This window comes from Pseudomonas sp. TH07 (assembly GCF_016651285.1).
Classification (GTDB): Bacteria; Pseudomonadota; Gammaproteobacteria; order Pseudomonadales; family Pseudomonadaceae; genus Aquipseudomonas.
The window spans coordinates 2,782,261-2,800,535 of sequence record NZ_JAEKED010000001.1 but is presented as its reverse complement, the minus strand read 5'-3'; the positions used below and the strand labels follow the sequence as shown (position 1 = coordinate 2,800,535).

The 18,275-nt window shown below is 61.3% G+C and carries 16 protein-coding genes and 1 pseudogene; 9 read left to right on the top strand and 8 right to left on the bottom strand.

Features of this window, described 5'->3' with window-relative positions; translation table 11 throughout:
* Positions 1 to 27: 27 nt before the first annotated feature.
* Complete coding sequence (locus JFU57_RS13045; protein ID WP_020298417.1) at positions 28 to 1,056, bottom strand: amino acid ABC transporter substrate-binding protein; 1,029 nt, start codon at positions 1,054 to 1,056, stop codon at positions 28 to 30.
* A 468-nt stretch (positions 1,057 to 1,524) separates the two neighbouring features.
* On the opposite strand from JFU57_RS13045, the gene JFU57_RS13040 reads away from it, so the two are divergent.
* From JFU57_RS13040 to JFU57_RS13020, 5 genes are all read left to right on the top strand, one after another.
* A complete protein-coding gene (locus JFU57_RS13040; RefSeq protein ID WP_078469933.1) occupies positions 1,525 to 2,181 on the top strand; it encodes an alpha/beta hydrolase in 657 nt (218 codons plus the stop codon).
* A gap of 96 nt (positions 2,182 to 2,277) precedes the next feature.
* Positions 2,278 to 3,771, top strand: a complete 1,494-nt coding sequence (gene rhlB, locus JFU57_RS13035) for an ATP-dependent RNA helicase RhlB (RefSeq protein WP_078469932.1) — start codon at positions 2,278 to 2,280, stop codon at positions 3,769 to 3,771.
* Positions 3,772 to 3,915: 144 nt separating this feature from the next.
* On the top strand, positions 3,916 to 4,893 hold the full coding sequence (locus JFU57_RS13030; protein ID WP_201129569.1) for an ornithine cyclodeaminase family protein: 978 nt from the start codon (positions 3,916 to 3,918) through the stop codon (positions 4,891 to 4,893).
* Between the two features lie 41 nt (positions 4,894 to 4,934).
* Positions 4,935 to 6,062, top strand: a complete 1,128-nt coding sequence (locus JFU57_RS13025) for an NAD(P)/FAD-dependent oxidoreductase (RefSeq protein WP_201129568.1) — start codon at positions 4,935 to 4,937, stop codon at positions 6,060 to 6,062.
* Between the two features lie 89 nt (positions 6,063 to 6,151).
* The gene (locus tag JFU57_RS13020; RefSeq protein ID WP_201129567.1) at positions 6,152 to 6,778 is read left to right on the top strand and encodes a helix-turn-helix transcriptional regulator; all 627 of its coding nucleotides are present in this window, start codon (positions 6,152 to 6,154) and stop codon (positions 6,776 to 6,778) included.
* Positions 6,779 to 6,826: 48 nt separating this feature from the next.
* On the opposite strand, the gene JFU57_RS13015 is transcribed toward JFU57_RS13020, so the two are convergent.
* The 4 genes from JFU57_RS13015 to moaC all read right to left on the bottom strand — a co-directional run bounded on the left by JFU57_RS13015 (position 6,827) and on the right by moaC (position 9,006).
* Positions 6,827 to 7,603, bottom strand: a complete 777-nt coding sequence (locus tag JFU57_RS13015) for an ABC transporter substrate-binding protein (protein WP_020298410.1) — start codon at positions 7,601 to 7,603, stop codon at positions 6,827 to 6,829.
* A gap of 236 nt (positions 7,604 to 7,839) precedes the next feature.
* Complete coding sequence (moaE, locus tag JFU57_RS13010) at positions 7,840 to 8,292, bottom strand: molybdopterin synthase catalytic subunit MoaE (protein WP_201129566.1); 453 nt, start codon at positions 8,290 to 8,292, stop codon at positions 7,840 to 7,842.
* Between the two features lies 1 nt (position 8,293).
* Complete coding sequence (gene moaD / locus JFU57_RS13005; RefSeq protein WP_078469927.1) at positions 8,294 to 8,536, bottom strand: molybdopterin converting factor subunit 1; 243 nt, start codon at positions 8,534 to 8,536, stop codon at positions 8,294 to 8,296.
* On the bottom strand, positions 8,533 to 9,006 hold the full coding sequence (gene moaC, locus JFU57_RS13000; protein WP_201129565.1) for a cyclic pyranopterin monophosphate synthase MoaC: 474 nt from the start codon (positions 9,004 to 9,006) through the stop codon (positions 8,533 to 8,535). Before moaC ends, moaD begins: the two co-directional genes overlap by 4 nt.
* A gap of 194 nt (positions 9,007 to 9,200) precedes the next feature.
* Here moaC and JFU57_RS12995 point away from each other — a divergent pair, with 194 nt between their 5' ends.
* The gene (locus JFU57_RS12995) at positions 9,201 to 9,647 is read left to right on the top strand and encodes a DMT family transporter (RefSeq protein ID WP_201129564.1); all 447 of its coding nucleotides are present in this window, start codon (positions 9,201 to 9,203) and stop codon (positions 9,645 to 9,647) included.
* Here JFU57_RS12995 and JFU57_RS12990 read toward each other — a convergent pair.
* The 3 genes and pseudogenes from JFU57_RS12990 to JFU57_RS12980 form a co-directional block, all read right to left on the bottom strand.
* Positions 9,644 to 10,562, bottom strand: a pseudogene (locus JFU57_RS12990) (LysR family transcriptional regulator). The gene JFU57_RS12995 and the pseudogene JFU57_RS12990 overlap by 4 nt on opposite strands.
* Positions 10,563 to 10,704: 142 nt before the next feature.
* The gene (locus tag JFU57_RS12985; protein ID WP_078469923.1) at positions 10,705 to 12,099 is read right to left on the bottom strand and encodes a PhoH family protein; all 1,395 of its coding nucleotides are present in this window, start codon (positions 12,097 to 12,099) and stop codon (positions 10,705 to 10,707) included.
* A gap of 349 nt (positions 12,100 to 12,448) precedes the next feature.
* Entirely contained in the window at positions 12,449 to 13,573 is a 1,125-nt protein-coding gene (locus tag JFU57_RS12980) for a polysaccharide deacetylase family protein (RefSeq protein WP_201129562.1), read from the bottom strand.
* Positions 13,574 to 13,760: 187 nt separating this feature from the next.
* On the opposite strand from JFU57_RS12980, the gene yaaA reads away from it, so the two are divergent.
* The 3 genes from yaaA to alg8 all read left to right on the top strand — a co-directional run bounded on the left by yaaA (position 13,761) and on the right by alg8 (position 18,244).
* A complete protein-coding gene (yaaA, locus tag JFU57_RS12975; RefSeq protein WP_078469921.1) occupies positions 13,761 to 14,540 on the top strand; it encodes a peroxide stress protein YaaA in 780 nt (259 codons plus the stop codon).
* An 811-nt stretch (positions 14,541 to 15,351) separates the two neighbouring features.
* Positions 15,352 to 16,668, top strand: coding sequence for a nucleotide sugar dehydrogenase (locus JFU57_RS12970; RefSeq protein ID WP_201129560.1), 1,317 nt, complete (start codon positions 15,352 to 15,354; stop codon positions 16,666 to 16,668).
* 94 nt (positions 16,669 to 16,762) lie between these two features.
* Positions 16,763 to 18,244: a mannuronan synthase gene (alg8, locus tag JFU57_RS12965; RefSeq protein WP_446739662.1), complete on the top strand. Its 1,482-nt coding sequence runs from the start codon at positions 16,763 to 16,765 to the stop codon at positions 18,242 to 18,244.
* Positions 18,245 to 18,275: the final 31 nt, after the last annotated feature.

Here is an 18,275-nt window from a genome sequence, read left to right as displayed (position 1 = left end):
TGGTTGGCCCACCGGGTGATAGAACCATCAGCGCACTGGTGGTGCGTATTGGATGCCGCCGTTGTTCCACAGCGCGTTCAGGCCGCGGTCGATGGCCAGTGGTGTGCTCTTGCCGAGGTTTTTCTCGAACACTTCACCGTAGTTACCTACTTGCTTGACGATCTGTACTACCCAGTCCTTCGGCAGTTTCAGGTCTTTGCCGTATTCACCGTCCGCACCCAGCAGACGTGCAACATCGGGGTTCTTGGTGGACTTGGCTTCGGCTTCGACGTTTTTCGAAGTCACGCCGGCCTCTTCGGCATTGAGCATGGCGAACAGGGTCCATTTGACGATGCTGAACCATTCTTCGTCGCCTTTACGCACGACCGGGCCCAGGGGCTCCTTGGAAATGGTTTCCGGCAGAACGACGTAGTCGGTCGGGGTCGCCAGCTTGCTGCGTTGTGCGTACAGCTGGGATTTGTCGGAAGTCAGCACGTCGCAACGACCGGATTCCAGCGACTTGGCGCTTTCATCGGAAGTGTCGAAGGTGATCGGGGTGTATTTCAGGCCGTTGCCACGGAAGTAGTCGGAAACGTTCAGCTCGGTAGTGGTACCGGCTTGGATGCAGATGGTTGCACCGTCCAGTTCCTTGGCGCTTTTGACGCCCAGCTTATTGTTCACCAAGAAGCCGATGCCGTCGTAGTAAGTCACGCCGGCAAACACCAGGCCCATGCCCGAATCGCGGGAGCTGGTCCAGGTGGTGTTGCGCGACAGCACGTCGATTTCGCCCGATTGCAGCGCGGTGAAGCGCTCCTTGGCGTTCAACTGGCTGAATTTGACCTTGGTCGCGTCGCCAAACACGGCGGCCGCAACAGCCCGGCACACGTCAGCGTCGATGCCCAGGATCTTGCCGGTGGCGTCCGGTACCGAGAAGCCCGGCAGACCGTCGCTCACACCGCATTGCACAAAGCCTTTTTTCTGCACTGCATCAAGGGTCGCACCCGCCTGCGCGAAGCCGCTCATACCCAGTACCGCGGCTGCCGTGACGACGGCCAGGGTGGATTTCAACATCTTCATTCAAACCTCCAGTTTTGCTCTTGTTGTGTCGGAGCTTGAGTCCTGCCGCACCCTTATGAGGCGCTGTTGACCCTGTGCTGGCTTTTTTTAGGGTCAAGCGGCGTAAGACCTTCGCTATGAGTCTAGTAGGATAAATCCCCGTAACGGAGCCCCCACATCTCACCAATCGGCCGAACGGGCTCTAGCCCTTTCATGTTCGCGAAGCCCGTAGCGGCCAGTGGCGAACGTCCATCACCGGATTTTTGCTATGCCCCAGCCAGCGGCAGCCTGATAGTGTTACCGCCGGGGGTAAGTGCAATCACTTCGATATCCCTGTTAGCAAAGCCCGTACCATATTCAGCGCTTAAGCGTTTCAGCCAATGGTCAATAGCAAAACGTTCAACCTTGCGACATCTTCTTCACAGATCAACTTGCTGCGCACCTTGACCACGCACCTATTCAGCGCGCACGCACAACAATGGAGCAACCATGACCGAACCCTTGATTCTTCAGCCCAGCAAGCCCGTCGACGCCTGTGTTATCTGGCTCCATGGCTTGGGGGCAGATCGCTATGACTTCCTCCCGGTGGCCGAAGTCCTGCAGGAAACCCTGCTGACCACCCGCTTCGTGCTGCCCCAGGCACCGACCCGCGCCGTGACCATCAACGGCGGTTATGCCATGCCCAGCTGGTACGACATCCTGGCCATGAACCCGGCCCGCGCGATCGACCGCGACCAGCTCGATCAGTCGGCAAAACAGCTTATCGATCTCATCGAACAGCAACGGGCCGGCGGAATAGACGCCTCGCGGATTTTCCTCGCCGGTTTCTCCCAGGGTGGTGCGGTGGTGCTGCACACGGCCTTCCTGGAGTGGCAGGGCCCCCTGGGCGGCGTACTTGCCCTCTCGACCTACGCCCCGACCTTCAGCGACGAACTGCAACTTTCGGCCAGCCAACAGCGGATTCCGGTGCTGTCGCTGCATGGGCAATACGATGAAGTGGTGCAGAACGCCATGGGGCGGACCGCTTATGAGTATTTGAAACAGCATGGTGTCACCGTGACATGGCAGGAATACCCAATGGGCCATGAGGTGTTACCCGAAGAAATTCGCGACATCGGCGTCTGGTTGAGCGAGCGTTTACGCTAAAAACGAAACTTCCTGTAGTCCGAGACCCAACACACTACGCCGCGCCCGATTCTTGCATTACACTGCCCGGCGTACATTCCTTAACCAATTGATGAGATGACCGTGCTCAAAGCACTCAAGAAAATCTTCGGTAAAAGCGAGGCTGAGCAGCTCGCGCCAAGCTCCAGCGTCCCCTCCCCCAGCCCCAGCAGCCATCATGAAGGCCGTCAATCGGGCCGGACCGCGCCAGCTACCGCAAGCCAAAAAGAGCCGGTGACCACACCCGCCGCCCCTGCTGTTGCAGCCCCATCGACTCCCGCCCGCAGCGAAAAGCCCAAGGCCGAACAACCTCGTCGTGAGCGCGCGCCAAAGCCGGCCGTCAGCACCTGGAAACTCGAAGACTTCGTCGTCGAGCCCCAGGAAGGCAAGACCCGCTTCCACGACTTCAAGCTCGCCCCCGAGCTGATGCATGCCATTCATGACCTGGGTTTTCCTTACTGCACGCCGATCCAGGCGCAGGTCATGGGCTTCACCATCAATGGCCAGGACGCCATCGGCCGGGCCCAGACCGGCACCGGCAAGACCGCCGCGTTCCTGATCTCGATCATCACCCAGCTGTTGCAGACCCCGCCGCCGAAAGAGCGCTACATGGGCGAGCCACGGGCACTGATCATCGCGCCGACCCGCGAACTGGTGGTCCAGATCGCCAAGGACGCCGCCAGCCTGACCAAGTACACCGGCCTGAACGTGATGACTTTCGTCGGCGGCATGGACTTCGACAAGCAGCTCAAGCACCTCGAAGCCCGCCACTGCGACATCCTGGTCGCCACCCCGGGCCGCCTGCTGGACTTCAACCAGCGCGGCGACGTGCACCTGGACATGGTCGAAGTGATGGTGCTGGACGAAGCCGACCGCATGCTCGACATGGGCTTTATCCCCCAGGTGCGGCAGATCATTCGCCAGACTCCGCCGAAAAATGAACGTCAGACCCTGCTGTTCTCCGCGACCTTCACCGAAGACGTGATGAACCTGGCCAAGCAATGGACCACCGACCCGGCCATCGTCGAGATCGAATCCGAGAACGTGGCCAGCGAAAACGTCGAACAGCACATTTATGCCGTGGCCGGCGCCGACAAATACAAACTGCTCTACAACCTGGTTACCGACAACGGTTGGGAGCGGGTCATGGTCTTCGCCAACCGCAAGGACGAAGTCCGGCGCATCGAGGAACGCCTGGTACGCGATGGCGTGAATGCCGCCCAACTGTCGGGCGATGTACCGCAGCACAAGCGCATCAAGACCCTGGAAGGTTTCCGCGAAGGCAAGATCCGCGTGCTGGTGGCCACCGATGTGGCAGGTCGCGGGATCCACATCGACGGCATCAGCCACGTGATCAACTTCACCCTGCCGGAAGTACCGGACGACTACGTGCACCGCATCGGGCGTACCGGCCGGGCCGGGGCCAACGGTGTGTCCATCAGCTTCGCCGGTGAGGACGACTCCTATCAGCTGCCATCGATCGAAGCCCTGCTGGGGCGCAAGATCAGCTGCGAAACACCGCCCACCGAGCTGCTGCGCCCCGTGGAGCGCAAACGCCCGCAAGCGACCTGAGGCACGGGCAGCGCCCGAAGCCTCTGCCCTGAAGAAAACGCAGCCCCACCAGGCTGCGTTTTTTTTCGCCTGGCGATTGCCGAACAAAACTAAAAGTCCATAATAGACAAATTAGTTTATATCCACTGCCGTGGGAGCCCCCGCATGTCCAGCACGCCTTATGTGATTGCCCAACCCCAAGCCCGCGAACTGCTGGCCCAGGTCGATGTGCCGCAGATCCTGCGCAAACTGTTTATCGACCTGGCCGCCGGGCGTGCGGTGCAACCGGCGCAGCAACTGGTGGAATTCCCCCAGGGGGCGGGCGACTTCATCAACTACCTGGGGGTGCTGGCCGATGATCGGGTGTATGGGGTCAAGACCTCGCCCTATATCGTTCGCGCCGAAGGCCCGCTGGTCACCGCCTGGACCCTGCTGATGTCCATGGACAGCGGCCAGCCGCTGTTGCTGTGCGATGCCGGCGAACTGACCACCGCCCGCACCGCCGCCACCACGGCCGTGGCGGTGGACGCCCTGGCGCCTGTCGACGCCCGCCAGCTGTGCATCATCGGCAGCGGTCCCGTGGCCCTGGCCCACCTGCACTACGCCAAAGGCCTGCGGCCATGGCAGACCATCCGCCTGTACTCGCCGAGTCTCGCCAGCACCAGCGCAGAACAACAGGCTCGGCTCCAGGCTCTGGACCCGCGGCTACAAATTGCCAGCAGCCGTGAACAGGCCCTGGCCGACGCGGATGTGATCATGCTCTGCACCTCGTCCGCCGTGCCGGTCATCGACCCAGCGCAACTGAGCCGTCCGGCGTTGATCACCTCCATCAGCACCAATGCGCCACGGGCCCACGAGGTGCCGCCGCAAAGCCTGGGCCAGATGCAGGTGTATTGCGACTACCGCCAGACCACACCGGACGCCGCGGGCGAAATGCTGATCGCCAGCCAGCAGCACGGCTGGCACAAGGAGGCGATTGTCGGCGACCTGGGCGAATTACTCAGCGGCCAGGCCCCGCGCCCGAACGCCACCGGTTCGGTGTTTTTCCGCTCCATCGGCCTGGGCCTGGAGGACATCGCCCTGGCCAATGCGCTGTACCGCTTGCAGCTCAAGGCTGACGCAGCGCCAGCGCCCGCCCGATAAGCGCGGTACCCGGCCCTACCCAGACTTTTCCGGAGACACCCATGCCTCAGGCAGACTTCATCATCATTGGCGGCGGCATCGCCGGGGCATCCACCGGCTACTGGCTGTCAGGCCATGGCCGGGTCGTGGTGCTCGAACGCGAGTCGCACCCGGCCTACCACTCCACTGGGCGCTCGGCGGCCCTGTATACCGCGGCCTATGGCACCGCCCAGGTGCGGGCCCTGACCCTGGCCAGCCGCGCGTTCTTCGACGCGCCGCCCGCCGGCTTCTGCGAACACCCGCTGCTGACGCCGCGCGGGGAGATGACCGTGGACTTCAACGGCGACCCGCAAGAGTTGAACAATCAGTACCTGAGCGCCAAGGCCTCGGTGCCGGAGATGCAACTGCTCAGCGCCGACCAGGCCTGCGCCCGTCTGCCGATCCTGCGCCGGGAAAAAGTCCACGGCGCGCTGTATGACCCCAGCGCCAGCGATATCGACACCGACGCCCTGCACCAGGGCTACCTGCGCGGTATTCGGCGCAACCAGGGTGAGCTGCATACCGACTGCGAAGTGCTGTCCCTGGCGCGTGACGCCCAGGGACTGTGGCACGTGACGACCGCCAACCAGACCTTCAGCGCGCCCATCATCATCAACGCCGCCGGCGCCTGGGCCGACCAGATCGGCGCCATGGCCGGCGCCCGGCGCCTGGGGCTGCAACCCAAGCGCCGCGCAGCCTTTATCTTCGCCGCACCCGAAGGCCTGGATATCCACCATTGGCCGATGCTGGTGAGCCTGGATGAGTCGTTCTACATGAAGCCCGATGCCGGGATGTTCCTCGGCTCGCCGGCCAACGCCGACCCGGTCGAACCCCATGACGTGCAGCCCGAAGAACTCGATATCGCCATGGGCATCTACCAGATCGAAGAAGCCACCACCTTGAGCATCCGCCGCCCGACCCGCACCTGGGCCGGCTTGCGCAGTTTCGTCAGTGACGGTGACCTGCTCTCGGGGTTCGACCCAAAGGTTCCGGGGCTGTTCTGGGTCGCCGGCCAGGGCGGATACGGCATCCAGACCTCACCCGCCATGGGCCAGGCCAGCGCCGCACTGGTACGTGGCCTGCCCCTGCCCGAACCACTGACCCGCTTTGGCCTGGAGGCCGCCATGCTCTCCCCTGCACGCCTGGGCTGAAGCCCGGCTCAGGTGACGCGCCCCTGGGATTGCGGCAAACTCCCAGCGCCCTGGATGCCAGGGCGCTGACACCGCCTGGAGTACGACCCATGACCACACCTGTGCAGGACCCTGCCCTGGACAACTTCCGGGCGATCGCCGATGCCATCGCCACGCTGTTTTTCCCCCATGCCGAGGTGGTGGTCCACGACCTGCGCACGCAAAAGATCGACTACATCGCCAACAACATTTCCAAGCGTGAAGTGGGCGACGACGCCGCGCTGGAGGACATGCTCAGCGAGGAGGTCAGCGAACGTAATATTGGGCCGTACGAAAAACTCAATTGGGATGGTCAGAAGATTCGCAGCCTGAGCAGCGTGCTGCGCGACAGCCAGGGCCATCCGTTGGCCGTGCTGTGCATCAACCTGAATATTTCCCTGTTTGAAAACGCCAAGGCGGCGCTGGACCTGTTTCTCTCGCCGAACAAACTGATCCCGCAGCCCGACTCGCTGTTTCGCGATGACTGGCAGGAACGGATCAACACCTTCCTCCACAACTGGCTGCGCGAACGCCAGCTGGGGCTGAACCTGCTGACCCGCGAGCACAAGCGGGAGCTGGTGCTGGCGTTGCACGCCGAGGGCGCCTTCAAGGGCAAAAGCGCCTCCAACTACGTGGCCAACGTGCTGAGCATGGGCCGCGCCACGGTGTACAAGCACCTGAAGGAATTGAAGAGCTGAACCTGTGTCACCCAGGCTCCGTTCAAGGAGCCCGGGTGACGTCGCCGATCAATCGCCGTAGATGTCCGACTTGAAGTACTTGGCCTGGATCTTCTGGTATTCGCCGTTGGCGCGGATACCGTCGATGGCCTTGTTCAGCTCGCCAACCAGCTCAGTGTTGCCCTTGCGCACCGCGATCCCGGCGCCTTCGCCGACGTATTTCGGGTCCTTGAGCTCGGGGCCGACAAAGGCATAACCCGCGCCGCGCGGCATCGCCAGGAAATCGCTCAAGGGGATGGTGTCGGCAAACACCGCGTCCAGGCGACCGGACGCCAGGTCCATGTAGATCTCTTCATTGTTGCTGTAGCGCATGACCTTGATGCCCTTGGGCTCGAACACCTCGGTGGCGTAGCGGTCGGTGGTGGTGGCCCGCTGCACGCCAACGGTCTTGCCCTTGAGGCTGGCGTACTGGTCATCCACCACTGCGCCCTGCTTCATCACCAGGCGCGAAGAGGTGAAGTAGTACTTGTGGGTGAAATCCACCGACTTCTTGCGCTCCTCGGTGATGGTCATGGACGACAGCGCGAAGTCGATTTTCTTCACTTTCAGCGAGGGAATCAGGCCGTCGAACTCACCCTCGATCCACTCGCACTTGACCTGCATCTGCGCGCACAGCGCATTGCCGATGTCGTAGTCGAAGCCTTCGATCTTGCCTTCGGAGGTCTTGAAAGCGAACGGTGGGTAGGCGGCTTCGATACCGATGCGCAGGGTTTTGTCGGCGGCGAACAGGCTGCTGCACGCCAGCAAGCTCAGCACCAGGCCACTGATAAGGGGGAGTTTCTTCATGATCGTTCTCTCGCGGGGTTGTTGTAGGTTTGGCAAGACAGAAGAAAAGAGCAACGCAGGGGGGAACCGTTATTTTGTACTTATAATTCCATACTGGACTTTTATGTATTTATCGTCAATGGAGCGCGCGCAGTTGCGTCGCGCCATCAAGCGCAGGGAACGTTCAGCAAGCGAGGAATGACGCAGGCGCCGGCAAGCCGGCGCCACGGGGGAAGGGATTAACGCTTATCTGAGGATCAGGGCTTCCAGCGATCCGCCGCCGCGTGATCGCTGTCGCGCCCTTGCACCCAGCGCGGCCCGTCGCGGGTGTTTTCTTTCTTCCAGAACGGCGCGCGGGTTTTCAGGTAGTCCATGACAAACGCGCAGGCCTCGAACGCCGCCTGGCGATGGGCACTGGCGACGCCGACGAACACGATCGGCTCGCCAGGCAACAACTCGCCGATGCGGTGCAGCACCTCCAGCTTGAGTAGCGGCCAACGCTGCTCGGCTTCAGCGACAATTTTGGCCAGAGCCTTTTCGGTCATGCCCGGGTAATGCTCGAGAAACATCCCCGCCACTTCCAGGCCGTCATTGAAGTCGCGCACATAGCCGACAAAGCTGACCACCGCGCCGACGCCGACGTTGGCGGCATGCAGCGCATTGACCTCAGCGCCCGGGTCAAAGGCGGCGGACTGCACGCGAATCGCCATCTCAGCCCCCGGTCACGGTTGGAAAGAATGCCACTTCGTCGCCATCGCTGAGGGGCTCGTCAAGCTGGCACAGCTCCTCGTTGCGCGCACACATCAGGTTTTGCTCGGCCAGGACCTCGGCGCCATGACGCTCCACCAGCAAGCGCCGCACCTCCTCCACCGTGGCGAACTCACCCTCCAGCAGCAAGCCATCCATCCCCAGCGCTTCGCGGTAACGGGCGAAAAACTTCACGTTCAGCTTCATGGCGTTGGCGCCTGGTAATGGCCGCTCTTGCCGCCGAGTTTTTCCAGCAGGCGCACGCTTTCGATGGTCATGCCTCGGTCTACGGCCTTGCACATGTCGTAGATCGTCAAGGCGGCGATGCTGGCGGCGGTCAGGGCTTCCATCTCGACCCCGGTCTGCCCGGCAAGCTTGCAGCGGGCGACGATGTGCACGGTGTCGTCGCCTTCGGCGGTGAGCTCGACCTTGACGCTGGTGAGCATCAACGGATGACACAGCGGGATCAGATCACTGGTTTTCTTCGCCGCCTGGATCCCGGCGATTCGGGCCACGGCAAACACATCCCCCTTGGGGTGGCCGCCGCTGACGATCATGTCCAGGGTTTGCGGGAGCATGCGCACCCGCGCTTCGGCCACGGCTTCACGGGAGGTCACGGCTTTTTCGGTGACGTCGACCATATTGGCGCGACCTTGGGAATCGAGATGAGTCAGCACAGCCTTACTCCTGATCAGGAGCGGCGATTGTAAACCCCTGGGTCAATTTTTCGCACGCGCCTTAGCGCCCTTTCCCACGCAAGCGTCTGGCCCGCCCAAGGGCCATCAGCCTGGGGAATGCACGGCATCAGAACAACGAATTGGCCGGGGTCGGCGAATCACCGTACAAGGTCGAAAACACAGGAGTTCATTGCATGACATTGCTCGTTCCAATCCTTCTCAGCCTGCTTGCCGGGTTCGCCGTCCCCCTCCAGGCCGGGACCAACGCCCGACTGGGGGCGCTCCTGGGCCACCCACTGTGGGCCACCGGGGTTTCGCTGCTGGTCAGCCTGCTGGCGCTGATGGTCGTGCTGCTGGTGATCAAAGTGCCCAAGCCCAACCTCAGCACCTTGTCAGGCGCCCCCTGGTGGATCTGGATGGGCGGGATCGCCGGCGTGCTCTACATCACCATCGCCCTACTGATGGCCCCACGCCTGGGGGCACTGAACTTCATCATGGCGGTGATCATCGGCCAGTTGGTGATCTCGCTGATCATCGACTATTTCGGCCTGGTGGGCTTGCCGCGCAAGGACATCAGCCTGCAAAAGCTGGTCGGGGTACTGGTGGTAGTCGGCGGTTTTGTCATCACCACCCGCGGTTAAACCCTGGGGGCGGCCGCCACCTCGCTGACCTGCCGACGCAACCAGGCATGGGCCGGATCATCGCTGAAGCGCTGATGCCAGATGTGCACAAAAGGGAATGGCGCAATCGCCAGGGGGCGGCAGGCACAGCAGCAGCGGGTCGTTTGCGGCTTGATCCAGGGTGCGGGTGGCGACCGTCAGGATCAGGTCAGTGCCCAGGATCATCTGCGGCGCGATCCGCCAGTGGGGCACGCTGACCACCACGCGTCGCTGCAACCCACGGGCGCGCAACTGGCTGTCGACTTCACCGTTGAGGCTGGCATCTATCGACACCTGCAAATGGGGCCGGGCCAGGTACTCGGGCAGATCCAGCACGCCGCTGGCGGGCAACGTTTGCCGGTCCACCAGGCAGGAAAATGTTTCCTCGAACAGCACCTGCATGGCGATATCCGGCCCCAGGCTGGGAAATACCCCCAGGGCCAAGTCGATCTTGCCCCGGCTCACTTGTTCGAACATCTCGTGGCGGCTGCCCTGGGTCACGTTGAGGCTGATATTCGGCGCCTCGCGACGCAGGCGCACCAGCAAACCCGGGAGGATGAGCGCCGCCCCGTAGTCGGACATCGCCAGCTCAAAGGTGCGCTCGGAGCTGGCCGGATCGAAGTCCAGGGTCTTGCCGAGCAGGGTCTCGACCTGGCGCAGGATCTCCTTGAGCGGCGCCCGCAGGTTCTGCGCCAGCACGCTGAGCACCACCTCATGGCCGTCGCGGATCAGCAGCGGATCGTCCAGCAGGGTGCGCAGCTTGCCCAGGGAGTGGCTGATGGCCGGCTGGCTCAGGTGCAGGCGCTCGCCGGTGCGGGTCACGTGTTTCTCCGTGAGCAGGGCGTCGAGCACCACCAGCAGGTTCAAGTCGATGTTACGCAGTAACTGGGTGCTCATCCTGGCCTCATCTGGGCGGGCGCACGCCATGGCCGGGGCCAGGGCACGGGTCTGAATCGGCGACCAGAATACCCGGTTGCCCGGTGCGCGATGCAAACAAAACGGGCGACCCAAGGGCCGCCCGCATTCACAACTGCATGGGTTACAGGTGGGTTTCGGCGTATTCCGCGAGAATCGAGCGTGGCACCCCTTGCAGGGTGATGTGCACGCCGTTCGGGAAGTCCTTGAAGCGTTCGGTGAGGTAGGTCAGCCCGGAGCTGGTCGCGGACAGGTAAGGGGTGTCGATCTGCGCCAGGTTGCCCAGGCACACCACTTTGGAACCGGCGCCGGCACGGGTGATGATGGTTTTCATCTGGTGCGGGGTCAGGTTCTGGCACTCATCAATCAGGATCAGGCTTTGCTGGAAGCTGCGACCCCGGATGTAGTTCAGGGATTTGAACTGCAACGGCACCTTGCTCAGGATGTAGTCGACGCTGCCATGGGTGTTTTCGTCATCCATGTGCAGGGCTTCGAGGTTGTCGGTGATGGCGCCGAGCCAAGGCTCCATTTTTTCCGCTTCGGTGCCGGGCAGGAAGCCGATCTCCTGGTCCAGACCCTGCACGCTGCGGGTGGCGATGATCCGCCGATAACGCTTGCTGACCATGGTCTGCTCAATGGCGGCAGCCAGGGCCAGGATGGTTTTACCCGAACCGGCGGCCCCCGACAGGTTGACCAGGTGGATGTCCGGGTCGAGCAAGGCATACAGCGCCAGGCCCTGGTAGATGTCACGCGGTTTCAGGCCCCAGGCTTCCTGGTGCAGCAGGGGCTCCTGATGCAGGTCGAGGATCAGCAAGGTGTCAGCGCGGATTTCCTTGATCCAGCCGACAAACCCTTGTTCGTCGATGATGAATTCGTTGATGTGCACCGCCGGCAGGTTGTCGATGAGCTGCACCTGGTGCCAGGTACGACCGTGGTCCTGACGGGTTTCCACCTTGCTCACGCGGTCCCAGAACGAGCCGGTCATGTTGTGGAAACCGTTGGGCAGCAGGGACACGTCGTCGACCAGTTGGTCGGTGCTGTAGTCCTCGGCCGCAATTCCGCAGGCGCGCGCCTTGAGGCGCATGTTGATGTCTTTGGTCACCAGCACCACGCGCAGGTCCTTTTCGCGCGCGTGCAGGTCGATCAACTGGTTGATGATGATGTTGTCGTTGAGGTTTTCCGGCAGCAGGCTGTTGGGCTCCGAGCGCTTGGTCATCAGGATCGACAACAGGCCTTTGGGGCCGCTCTTGCCACGCTGGATAGGCACGCCCAGTTCGACATCTTCCGGTGTCGCTTCGCCCAGGGTCTTGTCGATCAGGCGAATCGCCTGCCGACATTCCGCGGCAACGCTGTGATGGCCGCTCTTGAGCTTGTCGAGTTCCTCCAGAACGATCATCGGGATGGCGACGTGGTGCTCTTCGAAGTTCAACAGCGCGTTTGGATCGTGAATCAATACATTGGTATCGAGTACATAAAGGATTGGCTGGTTGGAAGAAGGGCTGCGTCCGTGATCATCCATACTCGGTCACCTTATGTGGGAGCCAGTCGACGCAATACCATGGCGGTGCTGCGCCTCGAAAGGACCACCGAGTTCGTCCGTGGGGGCTCGGGCGACATGAACACAAAAGGAGTCTTGGAAGACGCCACCTGTGTTGCAGGTTTCGGCGGTCTGACTTTGGTAATACTCCAAAACCTGTGACAGGAAAAAGCACTTTGACGTTTTTTTGAAGTTTATTTTTCAGGGTGACGAATAGCCCTTGGCGCGCTGCCCGTCCACCGTTAAAGTCGGAAGTCCGCCTGCAACCATTTCTCGTCAAAAAACGCACCTATCCAGCCAAAAACCCAGCATTTGCGGGCTTTTCCGGCTTTCAGCGAAAGGCATCCTGGCAGTCTTCCCAGCCAATCCCGCTTTGCGCGGTTTGTGTCAGCAACCAGGGCATAGCGGCCTTGACCGTGTCCTGTTTGGCGTTGAAAGCGATCACTCCGCGCCGCCATAACAACATCAGGGTCAGGACCCGCTGGCCGCTCTCTTCAGCCTTGAGCTTGCCCGGACCGTCCTGGGCGTCGATATCCCACAACGCCACCTGCAACCCCTGGGCATTGAAGAAGGCCTGGGCGTCGGCGCGGCGCTGACCATAGGGTGGGCGGAACAGGGGCACATAGTTTTCCGGCAGCTTGTTGCGCACCAGCTCGGCGCTGCGCTGGACCGAGTACTGCCAGTCCTGCCAGTGGCTGTGGGAGCGGTACTCCCAGCCCTGCACGCCAACACACTGCCGCGAGTACAACGACTGCAGGCTGGCCACCGAGGCCTGGTTCAGGCGGTTCTGAATATCGCTGCCAAGGACGAAGAAGGTGCCGTTGAGGTTCGACTTGCGCAGGTAGTCGGTCAACCACGGGGTGTTGTCGGGGGCCAGGTTGGCGGCGCTGTCGAACGTCAGCAGAAACAGGCGGTCGTTGAGTTCGTCGCCATTGCGCTCGTAGTCGCCAAAGCGGGCGACCTCGCTGCTGGTCTGCGGGAACAGCGCAGCCTTGCGCAACAGCTCGTCCAGGTATTGCTCATGAAACGCCCGGCTCGGCTCGGCCCAGCGGATATAGAAGGAATCGTCCCCCAGGTGAAACTTGCCGGCCTGCTCGCGCAGGCTGTCCATGTCTTCCACCAGGAAGCAAAAAGACGCGTCCTGGTCGCAGCTCTGCTGGGCATAGTTGTAATTGCTCAGCAGGCGCTGCCAGAGGCGCTGACGCAACGCATCGATCGCCTCCCTATTAATGATGCGCAGACCCAGGCGCTGCTTGAGCGAGCCCTCGTCCCAGGCTTCGCTGACCAGCAGGGTGCGGGCAAAGGTCAGGATCTCGGCGCGCGAGGCGACGTCGAACAGGGTCGGGCTGTTGAGCTTCTCCGGCCAGGTGCTGCGATCCAGGGTCGCCACGTCATTGGCCGCCGCCAGGGCGCCAAAGCTCATGAGCCAGGCCGAAAAAACAAATGCGATACGCAAAACAAACGCCTCCAGAACAAAACCCGCGCCGCACTATAGCCGATCCTCCCCTGTGGCGAGGGCACTTGCTCCCGCGCCAACCGCCACAACGCCCAGCACCCCCACCTTGCGTCACCTATCGCCTTCATAGGTGGAGTCCGGGCGCCCAAGCCCCTAGAATCCCCCGACGCTTACAGGAGACGACTTCATGCTGATGGTGATTTCACCCGCCAAGACCCTCGATTTCGAGACCCCACCGGTTACCCAGCGCTTTACCCAGCCCCAATACCTGGACCATTCCCAGGAGCTGATCGAGCAATTGCGCGAACTGAGCCCGGCCCAGATCAGCGAACTGATGCATGTCTCCGACAAGATCGGCGGCCTCAATGCCGCGCGTTTCGGCAGCTGGAACCCGGCCTTCACCCCAGCCAACGCCAAACAGGCGCTGCTGGCCTTCAAGGGTGACGTGTATACCGGCCTGGATGCCCAGACCCTCAGCGAAGCGCAGTTCGACTACGCCCAGCAGCATCTGCGCATGCTTTCCGGCCTATACGGTCTGCTGCGCCCCCTGGACCTGATGCAGCCTTACCGGCTGGAGATGGGCACCAAACTGGCCAATGCCCGTGGCAAGGACCTGTACGCCTTCTGGGGCACACGCATCAGCGAATGGCTGAATGAAGCCCTGGCCGAGCAAGGGGATGACCTGCTGCTCAACCTGGCGTCCAACGAGTACTTTTCGGCGGTGAAACGCAGTGCACTGAATGCACGCATCATCAACACCGAGTTCAAGGACCTGAAGAACGGCCAGTACAAAATCATCAGCTTCTATGCCAAGAAAGCCCGCGGCATGATGAGCCGTTTTGTGATCGAAGAGCGCATCAACGACCCGGCCGCCCTCAAGCAATTCGATGTGCAGGGTTATCGCTACAGCGCCGAACAGTCAAAACCGGAAAATCTGGTGTTCCTGCGCGACCACGCCCCGGAATAAAGCACGTCTCGACGCGCTGTTGTCCTACAATCAGCGCGCCAACTTTACATCCTTCCCATACTCCCCCGATCTTTTCGCGTCATTTAGTTGACGCGAATAGCCTTTGTTCTGAATTTATAACTTTTCTTTCACTCGACAGATGTGACTTTTTTCAGTAGTGGCACTTGTTTTTTTTAACGGTAGTGGCACAAAAGTATCCCCGCCTTGCAACTCCCCATAACTAAAGGTTCAAACCGCACGTGCCATCAATATGAGAGCAGTGCCATCTTTGTCCGTATTTCAAGAAATTTCAGAAAACAGGATGAGTGGGTCGGAACTATGTCCTTAACCACCGCTCATACCACCGGTAACGATTCTCATCGTCGCTGTAAGAGATGACTTACACGCAGGCAACTAACACTAGGCAAGTTAGCTTCAAAGTTTGACCGCTCAGTCTAAAACTTGAACTAACCCTTTAAGGACAGGAGATAACGCATCATTACTATCCCCTACAAGGCCAAGGCATAGCCCCTATTCAGCGCTTCCGAAAGCGCCGCCAACGCACGCCCGTCATGGCTTCCAGCCATTGCCACAGGGTCTGCAGCGAAGCTCGGAAAGGCCCTCCCACGGACGGCCGGCTACATTCAAGGGCAAGCCCTTACAACAAGGCCAAGTTGCGCACAACTTGAGTGCATTTATTTAGTCACTCGGAAATTAGTCTGCCCGCCACGGCATTACAGCGCCTGTTCGCTGCACTTCCGAGTGCGTAACTACAGCTGGCAAACATTAACTCCAGCCATTTAATGGCATGAATAACACAGAGGTAAATGCGATGCGCATCAGCATATTTGGTTTGGGTTACGTCGGTGCAGTGTGTGCCGGTTGCCTGTCTGCACGGGGCCATGACGTGATTGGCGTCGATGTTGCCAAAGACAAGATCGACATGATCAACGCCGGCAAATCGCCGATCGTTGAACCGGGCCTGGGCGAACTTCTGGCCAAGGGCATCGAGACCGGTCGCCTGCGTGGCACCACCAACTTCGCCGAGGCGATTCGCGATACCGACCTGTCGATGATCTGCGTCGGCACGCCGAGCAAGAAGAACGGCGACCTGGAGCTGAACTACATCGAAGCCGTGTGCCGCGAGATCGGTTTTGTCCTGCGTGACAAGACCACCCGCCACACCATCGTGGTTCGCAGCACCGTATTGCCGGGCACCGTCGCCAATGTGGTGATCCCGATCCTCGAAGACTGCTCGGGCAAGAAAGCCGGCGTCGACTTCGGCGTTGCGGTCAACCCCGAGTTCCTGCGTGAAAGCACCGCGATCAAGGATTACGACCTGCCACCGATGACTGTCATCGGCGAGTTCGACACCGCTTCCGGCGACGTCCTGCAATCGCTGTACGAAGAGCTCGACGCGCCGATCATCCGCAAGGACATCGCGGTGGCCGAGATGATCAAGTACACCTGCAACGTCTGGCACGCGACCAAGGTCACCTTCGCCAACGAGATTGGCAACATCGCCAAGGCGGTCGGCGTCGACGGCCGTGAAGTGATGGACGTGGTCTGCCAGGACAAGACCCTCAACCTGTCCCAGTACTACATGCGCCCGGGCTTTGCCTTCGGCGGCTCGTGCCTGCCCAAGGACGTGCGTGCCCTGACCTACCGCGCCGGCTCTCTGGACGTGGAAGCGCCGCTGCTCAACTCGCTGATGCGCAGCAACGAATCCCAAGTGCAGAACGCCTTCGACATCGTCGAAAGCCACGACAAGCGCAAAGTCGCGCTGCTGGGCCTGAGCTTCAAGTCCGGCACCGACGATCTGCGAGAAAGCCCGCTGGTGGAGCTGGCGGAAATGCTGATCGGCAAGGGCTACGACCTGAGCATCTACGACAGCAACGTCGAGTACGCCCGGGTTCACGGGGCGAACAAGGACTACATCGAATCGAAGATCCCCCACGTCTCGTCCCTGCTCAACTCGGACTTCGACTCGGTGATCGACAACTCCGACGTGATCATCCTCGGTAACCGCGACGAGAAGTTCCGCGCCCTGGCCGAAACCGCCCCCCACGGCAAACAGGTGATCGACCTGGTCGGCTTCATGTCCAAGGCCACCAGCGTCAGTGGCCGTACCGAAGGCATTTGCTGGTAAAGCAGCGGCAAGCTTCAAGCTACAAGCCGTAAGCAAGGGCTCCGCGCTTGGAGCTTGCGGCTTGGAGCTTGCAACTGATTTTAGGATGCTGATTATGCAATGGCTCAAGCACAGCCTGTTACAAGCCGCCGGTTGGCTGTTCTACCTCAGTTTGTTGATGGGTCTCGCCCTGGCGTTGCCCGCCTCGACCTTTGACGCCGAGTCGAAGGATTTCATCTTCCTGATTGGCGCCGTAGGCATCTGGCGCTATTCGATGGGGGCCACGCACTTTCTGCGCGGCATGCTGTTCCTGTACGTGGTCTACCCGCACCTGCGGCGCAAAGTGCGCAAGCTGGGCAAGGCCGCCGATCCATCCCATGTGTTTTTGATGGTCACCAGCTTTCGCATCGATGCCCTGACCACCGCCCAGGTCTACAGCTCGGTGATCCGTGAAGCCATCGAATGCGGCTTCCCCACCACCGTGGTCTGCTCCCTCGTGGAAATGTCCGACGAGCTGCTGGTGAAAAGCCTGTGGGCCAAGATGAACCCGCCGGAGCGCGTCAAGCTCGACTTCGTACGCATCGCCGGCACCGGCAAGCGTGACGGCCTGGCGTTCGGCTTCCGCGCCATCTCCCGCCACCTGCCGGACGACCGCGCCGTGGTGGCCGTGATCGATGGCGACACCGTGCTGGCCGAAGGCGTGGTACGCAAGACCGTGCCCTGGTTCCAGCTGTTCGGCAATGTCGGCGGCCTGACCACCAACGAGTTCTGCGAAGTACGTGGCGGCTACATCATGAGCGAGTGGCACAAGCTGCGCTTCGCCCAGCGTCACATCAACATGTGCTCCATGGCCCTGTCCAAGCGCGTGCTGACCATGACCGGGCGCATGTCGGTATTCCGCGCCACGGTGGTCACCGACCCGGACTTCATCGCCGACGTCGAAAGCGACTCGCTGCAACACTGGCGCCTGGGCCGCTTCAAGTTCCTCACCGGCGACGACAAGTCCAGCTGGTTCAGCCTGATGCGCCTGGGCTACGACACCTTCTACGTGCCGGATGCCGCGATCAACACCGTCGAGCACCCGCCGGAAAAGAGCTTTATCAAGGCCAGCCGCAAACTGATGTTCCGCTGGTACGGCAATAACCTGCGGCAGAACTCCCGGGCCCTGGGCCTGGGGATGAAACGCCTGGGGCTGTTCACCAGCGTGGTGCTGTTCGACCAGCGCGTGTCGATGTGGACCTCCCTGCTCGGCCTGACCGTGGCGATCATCGCCAGCTTCAAATACGGCTTTGCCTTCATCCTCGCGTACCTGCTGTGGATCGGCATCACCCGCCTGATTCTGACCCTGCTGCTGTCCTGCTCCGGGCACCGGATCGGCCCCGCTTACCCGTTGATTCTCTATTACAACCAGATCGTCGGTGCGCTGGTGAAGATCTACGTGTTCTTCCGCCTCGACCAACAGTCCTGGACCCGCCAGGACACCAAACTGACCCGTGATCTCGCCAGCTTTCAACGTTGGTTCAACACCTGGTCGTCTCGGACCATGACCTTCTCTGCCGGCAGCGTGTTCGTCGCCGTGTTGCTGCTGATGGTCTGACCTGCCTTGCCTGAATTAACTAGGAAATAGC

What these genes read in the sequence shown, in the direction of transcription:
- JFU57_RS13045 (WP_020298417.1), bottom strand. Translation starts at nt 1,056, where the DNA reads ATGAAGATGTTGAAATCCACCCTGGCCGTCGTCACGGCAGCCGCGGTA.
- JFU57_RS13040 (WP_078469933.1), top strand. Translation starts at nt 1,525, where the DNA reads ATGACCGAACCCTTGATTCTTCAGCCCAGCAAGCCCGTCGACGCCTGT.
- rhlB (WP_078469932.1), top strand. Translation starts at nt 2,278, where the DNA reads ATGACCGTGCTCAAAGCACTCAAGAAAATCTTCGGTAAAAGCGAGGCT.
- JFU57_RS13030 (WP_201129569.1), top strand. Translation starts at nt 3,916, where the DNA reads ATGTCCAGCACGCCTTATGTGATTGCCCAACCCCAAGCCCGCGAACTG.
- JFU57_RS13025 (WP_201129568.1), top strand. Translation starts at nt 4,935, where the DNA reads ATGCCTCAGGCAGACTTCATCATCATTGGCGGCGGCATCGCCGGGGCA.
- JFU57_RS13020 (WP_201129567.1), top strand. Translation starts at nt 6,152, where the DNA reads ATGACCACACCTGTGCAGGACCCTGCCCTGGACAACTTCCGGGCGATC.
- JFU57_RS13015 (WP_020298410.1), bottom strand. Translation starts at nt 7,603, where the DNA reads ATGAAGAAACTCCCCCTTATCAGTGGCCTGGTGCTGAGCTTGCTGGCG.
- moaE (WP_201129566.1), bottom strand. Translation starts at nt 8,292, where the DNA reads ATGGCGATTCGCGTGCAGTCCGCCGCCTTTGACCCGGGCGCTGAGGTC.
- moaD (WP_078469927.1), bottom strand. Translation starts at nt 8,536, where the DNA reads ATGAAGCTGAACGTGAAGTTTTTCGCCCGTTACCGCGAAGCGCTGGGG.
- JFU57_RS12995 (WP_201129564.1), top strand. Translation starts at nt 9,201, where the DNA reads ATGACATTGCTCGTTCCAATCCTTCTCAGCCTGCTTGCCGGGTTCGCC.
- JFU57_RS12985 (WP_078469923.1), bottom strand. Translation starts at nt 12,099, where the DNA reads ATGGATGATCACGGACGCAGCCCTTCTTCCAACCAGCCAATCCTTTAT.
- yaaA (WP_078469921.1), top strand. Translation starts at nt 13,761, where the DNA reads ATGCTGATGGTGATTTCACCCGCCAAGACCCTCGATTTCGAGACCCCA.
- JFU57_RS12970 (WP_201129560.1), top strand. Translation starts at nt 15,352, where the DNA reads ATGCGCATCAGCATATTTGGTTTGGGTTACGTCGGTGCAGTGTGTGCC.
- alg8 (WP_446739662.1), top strand. Translation starts at nt 16,763, where the DNA reads ATGCAATGGCTCAAGCACAGCCTGTTACAAGCCGCCGGTTGGCTGTTC.